Source organism: Croceitalea vernalis, assembly GCF_031846405.1.
GTDB classification, from domain to species: domain Bacteria; phylum Bacteroidota; class Bacteroidia; order Flavobacteriales; family Flavobacteriaceae; genus Croceitalea; species Croceitalea vernalis.
In genome coordinates, this window is record NZ_JAVRHU010000001.1 from 1320433 (window position 1) to 1333287 (window position 12855).

A 12855-nucleotide genomic window follows, 5' to 3' on the forward strand; every position below is an offset into this window, starting at 1 on the left:
GAGTTTGTAATTTACAGAATTAATATTTTCCTATTTACGGAAACTGCAAAGAGGCTTAATGATTTCAAAAACCACCATAGATAATGTATACGAAACGGCTCGTTTGGAAGAAGTTATTGGTGATTTTGTGCAGTTAAAAAAGTCTGGTTCAAATTTTAAAGGTCTAAGTCCTTTTTCTGATGAGCGTACTCCAAGTTTTATGGTCTCGCCAGTTAAACAGATTTGGAAAGACTTTAGCAGTGGTAAAGGCGGTAACGTGGTCGCTTTTTTAATGGAGCATGAACATTTTAGTTACCCGGAAGCCATTAAATACTTAGCTAAAAAGTACAATATTGAAATAGAAGAAACTGAGCAAACTGACGAACAGAAAGAGCAAGCTAATGAACGTGAGAGTATGTATTTGGTTTCTGAATATGCGTCCAAACATTATATAGAAACGCTATGGAATTCACAATTGGGCAAGGCAATAGGCTTGAGCTATTTTAAAGAGCGTGGTTTTACTGATGAAACTATAAAAAAGTTTGCTCTAGGTTATAATCTGGACCAATGGGATGCTTTTACCAAAAGTGCTTTGGAAGATGGTTATAAACTAGAATATCTTTCAAAAACAGGTTTAACAATTGTAAAAGACCAAGCCGAAGGTGAAACTAGAAAGTTTGATAGATTTAAAGGACGAGTAATGTTCCCTATTCATTCTATGAGTGGTAGGGTATTAGGCTTTGGTGGGCGAATTTTAAGTAATGACAAAAAGGCGGCTAAATATTTAAATTCACCAGAAAGTGATATTTACCATAAGAGCAAGGTGCTTTATGGTATTTACTATGCCAAACAAGCAATAGCTAAAGAAGACAACTGTTTTTTAGTTGAAGGCTATACTGATGTCATTCAAATGAATCAGCGAGGAATTGAGAATGTGGTAGCATCCAGCGGAACGGCATTAACTCCGGAGCAGATTAGATTAATTAATAGACTCACAAAGAATATAACTGTTCTTTTCGATGGGGATGCTGCTGGTCTTAGAGCTTCTTTACGAGGGATTGATTTAATTTTAGAACAAGGAATGAACGTAAAGGTTTGTTCATTTCCTGAAGGAGAAGACCCTGATAGTTTTGCCAAGAATAATGCCTATGAAGATGTTGTTTTATATCTAGAAGAAAATGCAAAAGACTTTATTCAGTTCAAAACTTCTTTATTAGCTAAAGAAGCTGCAAATGACCCAATAAAGCGTGCTGATACTGTTCGCGATATTGTGAATAGTATCGCTAAAATTCCTGATAGAATTCAAAAGGAGATTTATATTCAAGAGTGTGCTAAAATCATGCAGATTTCTGAAGAGGTACTTTACAATACCTTGGCACAAATAGATAAGAAGGAAGCTTATGATTCTAATAAGAAGTTAAAACAAGAGCAAAAGGCTTTTCAAGTTGTAAAAAGTGAAACTGTTGTTGAAAAAGTTGATGTTCAATTTGAACTCGAGCGTAAAATAATTGAGTTGTTGTTATTGTATGGGAGCCAAAAACAAGAATTTGAAGATTTAGTTTTAAAAGAATCAAAAGACGGTGATTTAGTTCTAGAGCCCGAAACTACTGAGGCTAAGGTTTACGAAAAGATTTATCTTGACCTTCAAGAAGATGAAATTGAACTATCAAATGAAAATTTTAAGAATATTTATTATCGCCTAATTGAAAATTTGAATGCCTCAGAAGAATTTTCTGTAAAACTTTTTTTGGCAGAATTAGATACTGAAACGGTGCAGGAAGTATCTTCAATTTTAATGGAAGAGGAGCGTTATGTTTTACATGATTGGGAAAGAAAAGATATCTATCCTAAAGATAAAGATAAAGGAATAGCTCAATTAGTGAGTGAAACTATTCTGACACTTCGTTGCAACTTAATAAAAGGCAGAATCGCTAATCTTCAAAAGGATACCCAAGCTAAAACCGAGAATCAAGAAGTTTTAGAAGAAATCATGAATTACTTGCAATTAAACAAGCTATTAAATGCAAAACTAAATCGAGTGCTTTCTTAAAAAACAAAAACCCCAGGGTTTCTGGGGTTTTTAAATTTCAATTATAAAATTTCTAGTACAATTCTAAAGCTTTTGCTTGTTGCAACAAGTCAACCAAGTTGTCAACATTTAATTTACGCATCAAACGTGCTTTATAAGTACTTACAGTTTTCTCATTTAAGTTTAAACCTTCAGCAACTTCTTTGTTTCTTTTACCACTAGCTAATAGCTTAAGTACTTCAACCTCACGAGTAGATAATTTTCTAAAGAACCTTCTTGGTTTCTGTGTGCCTTCATCAAAAGCTAGGCGTTGTGCTAATTCGTTAGTGATAAACATATTTCCTTCAGCGACTTTTCGAATAGCAGAAATAATATAGTCAATGTCTGCAGTTTTTGACAAATAGCCAAAAGCGCCCGCTCTAATAGTACTTAGAGCATAAACATCTTCAGATTGTCCACTATACATTAATACCTTAGTATTCGGAAAATCTTGCTTAATTTTTCTTAGAGTTGCAATACCGTTGATTTCTGGAATGTCCATTTCTAGCATTACTACATCAGGGGAAACTTTCTCTAATAATTTAAAAAGTTCAGTAGTTGTTGACGCATCACCGATTACTTCGAAATCTGAAGTTGCGTTTAAAACTTGTTTAATTCCAAGTCTTACAATCGGGTGACTGTCAGCGATTAATACATTGATCATTGTGGTAGATTTTACTTTAATTTGTTTAGTTAAAATAGTGTTTAGTACATAAATGCTTACAAAATACGCAAGGCAAGTTAACTATTTACTTGGACAAATTTGTAATTTTTTTCTTAAAACCACAGAATCTTTGGGGTTTTATTCGTTTTAACTAACGTAATCAGCGTTGAGTGGTAACTTTTAGTGAATCAGGTATTTCGCAAATAGGTATAGGAATCATCTTATGCTTATTTGCAGTATTGAATCTTTTATATATCGCAAACACTTCTTTTTCTCTGTCAGAAAAGTCTTCTAATGTTTTTCCATCATCATCCATCTGCATAGCCCATTCCAATTCTGGGTAACTAGCGCCAATTTGATCTTCATCTGTTCTGCTGTCTCCCCATAAGCCATCGGTTGGGGCTGCTTCAATAATTTCTTTACTAACTCCTAAAACGCGACCAATCTCCCAAACTTCAGATTTTAATAAATCGGCAATAGGGCTTAAATCAACACCACCATCACCATATTTTGTATAAAACCCAACACCAAAGTCTTCTACTTTATTACCAGTGCCTGCAACCAAATATCCTTCAATTGCTGCAAAATAGTAGAGCGTGGTCATTCGTAAACGTGCCCTAGTATTTGCCAATGACATAAATCGTTCTTCTTCATTATCCACCTCAGGTAAGGCATCAACCAAACTGTCAAAAACAGGAGTTAAGTTAACCGGCTGTCGGTTCACATTTTTAAAGTTGGTCATTAACCATTCAATATGGTTGTCGGCTCTAGACACCTGATTCTTGCCTTGATGAATAGGCATCTCAAGACATAACAAGTCTAAACCAGTTTTAGCACATAATGTTGATGTTACGGCGGAGTCGATTCCACCAGATACCCCAATTACGAATCCTTTGATATTAGCATTATGAGCATAATCCTTTAACCAAGTTACAATATGATCAATGACCTTTTCTGTTTGCATAGCTTTCTTTTAAGTTCAAAAATTTACCTTTGTGCTTCGTAAATTTAAACCGTCGAACCTTAAAAATGAAGTGGAACCTAAAATTCTTTCTAATTTCTTTATTAGTAGTAAGCCTTGCTGCTTGTGAAGACCAGAATAAAGTAGAAACGGAAATAGCTAAAATCCCACTTAAGATTGAACTATCTCGATTTGATCTTGAATTTGGAAAGGCAACCCCAGAAGATATTCCAGTTTTAAAGATTAGGTATCCTTATTTATTTCCTCCGCAGTATAGTGATAGCGTTTGGATTAGTAAATTATCCGATACTTTGCAATTAGAGTTACAGCAAGAAATTAAGAAGAATCTAGCAAGTTTTGTTGTTAAAGAAGAAGACATCACCACTCTTTTTAAGCATATCAAATATTACTTTCCTTCTTTTAAAGTTCCAAAAGTAGTAACAATCATATCTGATGTTCAATATGAAAATAGAATTGTTCTTGCCGATACTTTGTTATTAATTGGCCTCGACAACTATTTAGGTAGTAATCATAAATTTTATGCCGGCTTACCCAATTATGTAGCTCAGAACTTAGATGAAAAATATCTCACCTCCGATATTGCAAGTGCTTTTGCTAAAACCATTAATAGATATCCTCGAAATAGAACCTTTCTTTCAAGAATGCTTCATTATGGAAAGGAACTATATTTAAAAGATAAGCTACTACCTGATATTGAAGATTTTCAGCGCATCAATTATACGCAAGACGAGATGGCATGGGCCAAAACTAATGAGCAACAAATGTGGCGGTATTTTATTGAACGGGAGTTGCTGTATAGTACAGATGCGAAGCTAGATCGAAGGTTCTTAGATCCCGCACCTTTTTCTAAATTCGGTTTAGAAGAAATTGATAACGAATCTCCAGGTCGAGTTGGTCGTTTTATAGGATGGCAAATAATTAGGGCTTTCATGGAGAAGAATCAAGAAGTTTCTATAGTTGAACTTTTAGATATGCCTGCAGATGATATTTTTAAATTAGCAAACTACAAACCCAAAAAGTAAATGGCAATTGAACATACTTCAGAAATTAAATTGACTGTAGGTCTTGATGAAAACCGCGTACCCGAATCCTTAAATTGGTCGGCTCAAGATGGCGGAATTGATAATGAAGACGCGAAAGCAATGATGCTTTCGGTTTGGGATAGTAAAAACCAAGAATCTTTAAAGATTGATCTTTGGACCAAAGATATGCCTGTTGATGAAATGAAAATTTTCTTTCATCAGACCTTGGTGACCATGTCAGATACTTTTATGAAAGCAACTCAGGATGAAAAGATGACAGCAACCATGAAGGATTTTTGCGACTATTTTGCAGAAAAGCTAGAGTTGAAGTCTTAATATTCACTAAAGCAACTATTTCTTGTTTTCTACATAGGCCTGTCAAGATCTCGAAATTGGCTTTTATGCTCACTGTTTAAATTTAGGTCAATTTCTATCTTATTAGCTCGGGGTCTTTGTGTGAATAAAAATATGATTAGTACACCCCCAATGGTCAAGAAGAGTAAATTACCAGTTTGACTGAACCAGACAATATTTAAAAAAGCTGGACCCTCAATTAGTGCATATTTAATTAAAGAAGCGGTTTGATAACCCGTGAGTTTTGCTTGCAGGGTTTTATGGTTTTTTAAATTTTTAATAAATAGATTGAACATATATTTACTTGCAAAAATACCACCCAAAGCAATTAATGGAAATACATAGATAAAAATATCATTTTGTGTACCGTTGGTTATGATCTCAGTATTCATGTAAAAAATAGTAGCAGCGAATAATGGACCAATAACCATTGCCAAATGTATAATGGATATGGTTTTTAAAAAGTTTCGAGACGTCATGGTCATTATCTAGTTTTAGTATTCCTAGTGTAAATTACATTTTTATAAGACTACTTCTTTAATCATAGGTCGTATTTTTATCTAATGAAAAAGAAATTGAGGCAAAAAATTATTTTTGTGTATAATGCTAAATCAGGTACTAGGAACGCAATACTTGATAGCATGCAAAAGGTCTTTAGTCCATCTACTTATGATTGTAAGCTCTGTGAAATAACTTTTGGTATAGTTAGTGAAAATAGCACGTGGAAAAAGTTTCGACAAAATAGTGACCATAAAATGACATTCTTACATAAGGATGAATTTGCTAAAAAGTACGCAAGTAAGTTTGGTTATAAATTTGAGTTTCCTATAGCACTAATCGAAAGTGAAAAGGGATTAGAAGTATTGGTTTCAGCAAATGAGATGAATAGTCTAAAAACACCTCATGCTTTAATTAGATTAATCAAAGAACGGGTTTAATTAGTGGTTTGCTTTAAAATCTAAATTGATATTAGCAATAAAATTCAATAGCTCTTCTTTTCCTGTTCGGTTCGCTGATGAGGTTACAAAATGTTTTGGTGCTTCTTCCCATACAGTCTCGAGCAATCGTTGTAAATAAGTGTTTACATAATTTTCAATAGCTCGAGGTTTTAGTTTATCGGCCTTTGTGAAAATTATAGCAAAAGGAACGCCATTGGTACCCAACCATTCCATAAATTCCATATCAACAGGTTGAGGCTCGTGTCGGATATCAACTAAAACGAAAGCGCAAACTAACTGTTCTCGTTTTTCAAAATACTCGGTAATATACTTCTGAAAAACTTTTTTATCTTTTTTTGAAACTCTTGCGTAACCATAACCTGGTAAATCAACTAAAAACCAATTATTATTGATTTTAAAATGATTTATTAGCTGTGTTTTACCTGGTCTGCCCGAAGTTTTTGCCAAACTTTTACGGTCAACCAACATATTAATTAAGGAAGACTTACCAACATTAGAACGACCTATGAAAGCATATTCAGGTATTCTATCTTTTGGGCATTTAGCCACATCAGAATTGCTCATTACGAATTCTGCCGAAGTAATTTTCATAATACGGGTACTAGAAGTTACGCTTTGTTAGCCAAGTGTGAAGTATAGTATTAAACTCATCAGGATGTTCCATCATAGGTGCATGCCCACATTTTTCTATCCAAAAAAGGTCAGAATCTGGTAGTAACTCATGAAATTCTTTTGCAACATTAGGTGGTGTAACGGAGTCATTTTCACCCCAAATAATACAGGTCGGGGTATTCATAGCCGGCAAGTCTTTTGACATATTGTGGCGAATAGCACTTTTAGCAATAGCTAGTGTTTTTACCAATTTCATGCGGTCATTAACCGTCTCAAAAACTTCATCAACAATTTCTTTAGTAGCTACTTCTGGGTCGTAAAAAACATCTTGTGCCTTTTTTTTAATGAACTCATAATCACCACGTTTCGGATAACCATCACCCATTGCACTTTCATAAAGGCCTGAACTGCCTGTTATGACCAAGGCTTTGACCAATTCAGGATACATTTTGGTATGCAATAATCCAATATGTCCACCCAAAGAGTTTCCTAAAAGGATAACATCTTTTAATTTTTTAAAAGCGATAAAATCCGCTAAAAATTTGGCGAAGTTTTTTACTGTAGTCTTGAGCATAGGCATATCGTAAATTGGTAGTTCTGGTACCAAAACTTGATATCCTTTAGGTGGGAAAAAGTTAGTCACCCCATGAAAATTGCTCAAACCGCCCATTAATCCATGTAATATAATGATCGGCTGTCCTTCACCAATCTCTATATATCTGAACTCTCCTTCCTTAATAATTTCTTCTTCCATCTAGTTAGTTGGGTCTAGCGTGCCAAATATAGGCATTTCAATTCATTCAAATTCGCGAAATCAATGTGGTAAAATGTGGAACTTTTAGTTCAGATAAACAACTGATGAGGGTGGAAATTGTGGTGAAATGTGTAATGATTGCAATTTTTGGTGGAGATTTGACGTTAAAAATATAGATTTTATTAACAATCGTGTCTTTAAGTGGAGATATGTGGAGATAAAATCTATATATTTGGATTTAATTCTTTTAAACAATTCTTGCAAATGAATTTGATGGGTCAATTTGACTGCAAAGCCGATGCTAAGGGAAGGGTAACACTACCAAATTCTCTTAAAGGTCAACTTATGCCAGTGATCAATCAAGATTTTGTAATTAAAAGAGCAGTTTTTCAAGAATGTATTGAGCTCTTTCCTAAAAGTGAATTTGATGTTTTAATGCAACAGGTTAGAGCTAAAAAGAATATTAGCAGAGATTATGATTTGTTCTTCAGAAAGTTTACCGCTGGTATTAAGCCAGATTTGAAAGTAGATTCAGAAACAGGACGTTTTCAAATACCTAAAAACTTAATCGAGTTTGCTGGCATTACTAAAGAAGTGTCTTTACACTGCGCCGATGACCGTATAGAGATTTGGGATAAAGAAAAGTATGAAGCTGTATTGCAAGAGAGTGATAATGCATACGGTGATGTAGCTGAAAATATTTTTGTTGTAGATAAAAAAGAGGGAATAAATGAATGAGGAGTACCACAATCCGGTACTGTTGCAAGAATCGGTTGATGGTTTGAAAGTTCATGAAAATGGAGTTTATGTTGATGTCACTTTTGGCGGCGGCGGACACTCTAAAGAAATATTGAAACGATTGGGGCCTGAAGGTAAATTATTTGCCTTTGATCAAGATGAAGACGCATTGGTGAATACCGTAGACGATCAGCGGTTTACTTTGATTAATGAAAATTTTAGGTTTCTCAAGCAGTTTTTAAAGTTCTATGGCATTCTTAAAGTTGATGGAATATTAGCTGATTTTGGAGTTTCATCTCATCAGTTTGATCAAGCACAGCGTGGTTTTTCGATTCGTTTTAATGCTGATTTAGACATGAGAATGAGTAGAAAAAATGAGCTTTCTGCTTTTAAAGTGGTGAATAAGTATTCAATAGAAAATCTAGCTAAGGTGTTTTTTGACTACGGAGAGTTAAGAAATGCAAACGCTATCTCAAAAAAAATAGTCGAGTCTAGATTAGAAAACCCAATCAAGACTACAGAGCAGTTAAAAACTGTCTTGAAACAATTTTTGCCAAAAATGAAAGAGAACAAAATTTTGGCCCAAATCTATCAGGCTATTCGTATTGAAGTTAACCAAGAGCTTGAAGTGCTAAAGTCGTTTTTAGAACAAACGCCTGAAGTATTAAAACAAGGTGGACGGTTAAGTATGATTAGCTACCATTCTTTAGAGGATCGTTTTGTTAAGCGATTTATTAGAGATGGCAAATTTGAAGGTGAGGCAGAAAAAGATTTTTATGGGAACATAAATGTGCCTTTTAAAAAAGTAGGTGGTTTAATAATTCCATCATCAAATGAAATAGCGCAGAACAATAGAGCACGTTCTGCTAAGCTCCGTATAGCGGAGCGTATGTAGTTTCTGTTTTTTAATTAGAAATATCAGAAGTAAAATGAAAATGAAAAAAGGCTTATTGGATATTTTAAAAGGCAAGTTTTTGGTTAGCGGTGACGCACCTAAAAACTGGCTTTTTTTACTATTCGCTTCCTTTTTAGCTGCCATGATGATTTCAAGTAGTCACCAAGCTGATAAAAAAGTGCACGAAATAGCTGCACTAAATGAAGAAGTGAGAGCCCTACGAAGCGAGTTTGTAGAGACGCGTCGCGATTTACAACAACTCAAATTAGAATCATCCTTAAAGCATACGATTGCCTCTAAAGGTTTGAAACCTTCAGTTAGCCCTCCACAAAAGATAATAGTTAAAGAAACTCGATAGTGGCTATAAGCGAAAAAAATATCATGAATAGATTGTACCTGATTGCAGGAGGTCTTTTGGTGTTCGCAATTACCGTGGTGGTGAAGTTGATTGATATACAAATGGTTAAGGGGGTTGAATATAAAGAACTCGCCATGGAAAAGACCGAGTTTATGTTTACTATTCAACCTAATCGTGGTAATATTTATGCAGATGATGGTAGTCTTTTGGCAGCATCAGTTGCCAAATATGAGATTCGCTTTGATGCAAATACGGTTAAGAAGGAAGATTGGGATAATAATATTGATCCGCTTTGTGATTCTTTAGGAGTGCTTTTTAATAAACCTTCTGCTTACTATAGCCAATTATTCAGAAAAGCTAGAGCGAATAAAAATGGATACAAATTAATTGCTCGTAATGTTGAATACCTAGAATATGCGCGTATGCGCAAATTTCCATTATTTAGATATGGCCCTAACAGAGGTGGATTCATGGAAACTCACCGTGTAGTTAGAGAATATCCTTTGGGTAAAATGGCTGCTCGTAGCATTGGGTATGAAAGAGTTGATGAAGAAGGTCATATTACAAGGGTAGGCCTCGATGGTGCTTTTGGTTCAACTTATTTAAGAGGAAATGAAGGTAAACGTTTAAAACAAAAAAGTGCTGGTGGCGAATGGAAGCCAGTAGGTTTTGATAACATTATTGAGCCTCAAGATGGGCGTGATATAGTTACCACAATTAATACAAATATTCAAGATATAGCGCATCAAGCTTTACTAAAACAGTTAGAAGATTACAAAGCCGATCATGGTACTGTTGTGGTGATGGAGACTAAAACTGGAGAGATTAAGGCAATATCCAATTTAGGTAGAACGGATGAAGGTAAATACTACGAAAAATTAAATTATGCTGTTGGAGAGTCGCACGAGCCAGGATCTACTTTTAAATTAATGTCCATGGTGGCTGCATTAGAAGATAAGGTAATAGATACCAGTTCCATTGTAGATACCGAAAAAGGAAGATGGCGAATTTATGATCGTACCGTAAAAGATTCAAAATGGGGAGGTTATGGAAAAATATCAATGGCTAAAGCATTCGCGATCTCCTCTAATACCGCTTTTGCCAAAATGATTCATGAGAATTATAAGGCGAATCCAGAAGATTATGTTAATCGCTTGATGAACATGGGGCTTCACAAAAATTTAGAACTACCTATTATGGGTGAAGGGCAACCTGTATTGCGTTATCCCGGCGATAATGGTTGGTCCGGTATTTCCTTAGCTTGGATGTCGCACGGGTATGAAGTGGCGATGACCCCCTTGCAAACATTGGCCTTTTATAATGCCATCGCCAATGATGGTGAAATGGTCAGACCACGATTTATTAAACAGGCAAGAGTTGGTAATAAAGTATTGAAGGAATTTAAAAAAGAAGTTATCAACCCTTCTATTTGTTCAAAAGAGACCATTAAAAAAGTGCAACAATTATTGAAAGATGTTGTTGAAAAGGATTATGGTACAGGAAATGGTTTGTATTCTAAAAACTTTTCCATGGCAGGTAAAACCGGTACATGTCAAAAGAATTATGTAGCCAAAGACCCAGATAAACTGGCTTATATATCATCATTTGTAGGATATTTTCCTGCAGACAACCCTCAATATTCGTGCATTGTTGTTATTCATGAGCCGGATAAGAGTGTTGGATATTATGGGGCCGACGTTTCAGGTCCGGTATTTAAGTCTTTAGCTGAGAAAATTTATATCACTTCGCCAGTAGCAGACGAGGTAGTTCCGCAAAACCATAAATCAGACCGTAGTGATCAATCCTACAAATCTTTTTATACACATGTTCAAAAACAATATCAGGTAATACCTGATTTAAAAGGAATGTCAGGTATGGATGCGGTTGCGATTTTAGAAAATCTTGGGGTTCAAGTCGAAGTTCAAGGTAATGGAAAAGTAAAACAACAATCCGTTGCTAAAGGAACCAATATTAAAGAAGTTGAAAAAATAGTCTTACAACTATCATGAAGTTATTAAAGGACATATTATATGGGGTTGGTCTTTCTGCTGTTTCAGGAGATACCAATGTTATAGTTAATAGTATGCATTTTGATTCTCGTAAAGTTGAAATGGATGATGTTTTTGTGGCTATCAAAGGTCTGGTGACTGATGGTCATAAATACATTAAAACGGCTATAGATGCTGGTGCCAAGGCAGTAGTGTGCGAGGTTATGCCAAGTATTCTTGTAAACGGTGTAACCTATTTACAAGTTGATAATGGGAATAGGGCTTTAGCCATAATGGCTTCTAATTTTTATGAAAACCCTTCTAAGAATTTAAAATTAGTTGGGGTAACAGGTACGAATGGAAAAACTACTGTTACCTCATTATTATATAGTCTTTTCAAGAAGGCAGGATACAAAGTAGGGCTAATATCTACTATCAAAATAATGGTAGACGAAGTTGAATATAAGACTACACATACAACACCAGATGCATTGACGATTAATTATCATTTATGCTTAATGAATGAAGCAGGGGTTGAATTTTGCTTTATGGAAGTTAGTTCACATGGAATTCATCAAAAAAGAGCTGAAGGGCTGAAATTTGAGGGAGCAATTTTTACCAACCTTTCTCATGATCATCTTGATTATCATAAAACGTTTGCTGAGTATCGTGATACTAAAAAGAAATTATTTGATGGTTTGCCTAAAACATCATTCGTACTTACCAATCTGGATGATAAAAATGGCATAGTAATGCTACAAAATACTAAAGCAAAAAAATATACTTATGCCTTAAAATCATTTGCAGATTATCGTGGTCAAATTTTAGAAAACCAAATCAATGGTCAATTATTAAAGATTGACGAAAATGAACTATGGTCCAAATTAATCGGTGATTTTAATGCCTATAACCTTTTAGCTATATACGCCACAGCTGAATTATTAGGCTTAGAAAAGTTAGAGATTTTAAGACTCATTAGTGAATTAGAAAATGTAGATGGAAGGTTTCAATACTTTATATCAAAAGAAAAAATTACAGCAATAGTTGATTATGCCCATACACCGGATGCATTAAAAAATGTGTTGATTACAATCAATGCGTTGAGGACTGGAAATGAAAACGTCATCACCGTAGTGGGGTGTGGTGGTGATCGTGACAAGTCTAAGCGTCCGGTTATGGGTCATATCGCTTCTGAAATGAGTAATCAAGCCATTTTTACTTCTGATAATCCAAGAACAGAGTCACCTGAAACTATAATAGAAGAAATGGAAGGCGGAGTTGAACCGCAAAATGTAAAAAAGATTCTATCTATAGAGAATAGAAAACAAGCCATTAAAACTGCTTGCAAATTAGCGGCTGCAAATGATATTATTCTCGTAGCTGGAAAAGGTCACGAGACCTACCAAGAAACCAATGGAACTCGTGTTGATTTTGATGATTTTAAAGAAATCAAAGCAGCACTGATAAGTTTAAATAAATAGA

General features: G+C 34.8%; 14 protein-coding genes. 9 read left to right on the forward strand and 5 right to left on the reverse strand.

The genetic code is table 11. From position 1 onward, the window contains the following. Positions 1–58: 58 nt before the first annotated feature. Positions 59–2029 (forward strand): DNA primase, encoded by a 1971-nt coding sequence (gene dnaG / locus RM520_RS05965; RefSeq protein WP_311387318.1) that lies wholly within the window; start codon positions 59–61, stop codon positions 2027–2029. 52 nt (positions 2030–2081) lie between these two features. On the opposite strand, the gene RM520_RS05970 is transcribed toward dnaG, so the two are convergent. Together RM520_RS05970 and nadE are read right to left on the reverse strand one after the other, a co-directional pair. Then, entirely contained in the window at positions 2082–2711 is a 630-nt protein-coding gene (locus RM520_RS05970; RefSeq protein ID WP_311384791.1) for a response regulator, read from the reverse strand. 160 nt (positions 2712–2871) lie between these two features. Beyond that, entirely contained in the window at positions 2872–3675 is an 804-nt protein-coding gene (nadE, locus tag RM520_RS05975) for an NAD(+) synthase (RefSeq protein WP_311387319.1), read from the reverse strand. A 65-nt stretch (positions 3676–3740) separates the two neighbouring features. Between nadE and gldB the strand changes: the two genes are divergently transcribed. Then, a complete protein-coding gene (gldB, locus tag RM520_RS05980) occupies positions 3741–4715 on the forward strand; it encodes a gliding motility lipoprotein GldB (RefSeq protein ID WP_311387320.1) in 975 nt (324 codons plus the stop codon). After that, entirely contained in the window at positions 4716–5051 is a 336-nt protein-coding gene (gene gldC, locus RM520_RS05985) for a gliding motility protein GldC (RefSeq protein ID WP_311384794.1), read from the forward strand. It begins immediately after the preceding gene. Between the two features lie 29 nt (positions 5052–5080). Here the strand turns inward: gldC and RM520_RS05990 are convergent, their stop codons facing one another. After that, positions 5081–5554: a hypothetical protein gene (locus RM520_RS05990; protein WP_311387321.1), complete on the reverse strand. Its 474-nt coding sequence runs from the start codon at positions 5552–5554 to the stop codon at positions 5081–5083. A 78-nt stretch (positions 5555–5632) separates the two neighbouring features. On the opposite strand from RM520_RS05990, the gene RM520_RS05995 reads away from it, so the two are divergent. Next, positions 5633–6007: a GTPase gene (locus tag RM520_RS05995; protein ID WP_311387322.1), complete on the forward strand. Its 375-nt coding sequence runs from the start codon at positions 5633–5635 to the stop codon at positions 6005–6007. Here the strand turns inward: RM520_RS05995 and yihA are convergent, their stop codons facing one another. Continuing rightward, positions 6008–6619 carry a ribosome biogenesis GTP-binding protein YihA/YsxC gene (gene yihA, locus RM520_RS06000; protein ID WP_311387323.1) on the reverse strand — a complete coding sequence of 204 codons (612 nt, stop codon included), beginning with the start codon at positions 6617–6619 and terminating at the stop codon, positions 6008–6010. 10 nt (positions 6620–6629) lie between these two features. Continuing rightward, positions 6630–7394, reverse strand: coding sequence for an alpha/beta fold hydrolase (locus tag RM520_RS06005; RefSeq protein ID WP_311384798.1), 765 nt, complete (start codon positions 7392–7394; stop codon positions 6630–6632). A 273-nt stretch (positions 7395–7667) separates the two neighbouring features. Between RM520_RS06005 and RM520_RS06010 the strand changes: the two genes are divergently transcribed. The 5 genes from RM520_RS06010 to RM520_RS06030 are packed head-to-tail and all read left to right on the forward strand — an operon-like array spanning position 7668 to position 12854. Beyond that, a complete protein-coding gene (locus tag RM520_RS06010) occupies positions 7668–8132 on the forward strand; it encodes a division/cell wall cluster transcriptional repressor MraZ (protein ID WP_311387324.1) in 465 nt (154 codons plus the stop codon). After that, a complete protein-coding gene (rsmH, locus tag RM520_RS06015) occupies positions 8125–9027 on the forward strand; it encodes a 16S rRNA (cytosine(1402)-N(4))-methyltransferase RsmH (RefSeq protein WP_311387325.1) in 903 nt (300 codons plus the stop codon). Before RM520_RS06010 ends, rsmH begins: the two co-directional genes overlap by 8 nt. A gap of 40 nt (positions 9028–9067) precedes the next feature. Next, a complete protein-coding gene (locus tag RM520_RS06020) occupies positions 9068–9385 on the forward strand; it encodes an FtsL-like putative cell division protein (protein WP_311384801.1) in 318 nt (105 codons plus the stop codon). Further along, positions 9385–11394, forward strand: a complete 2010-nt coding sequence (locus RM520_RS06025) for a penicillin-binding protein (RefSeq protein WP_311387326.1) — start codon at positions 9385–9387, stop codon at positions 11392–11394. The genes RM520_RS06020 and RM520_RS06025 overlap by 1 nt, the downstream gene beginning before the upstream one ends. Continuing rightward, positions 11391–12854, forward strand: a complete 1464-nt coding sequence (locus RM520_RS06030) for a UDP-N-acetylmuramoyl-L-alanyl-D-glutamate--2,6-diaminopimelate ligase (protein ID WP_311387327.1) — start codon at positions 11391–11393, stop codon at positions 12852–12854. The genes RM520_RS06025 and RM520_RS06030 overlap by 4 nt, the downstream gene beginning before the upstream one ends. Position 12855: the final 1 nt, after the last annotated feature.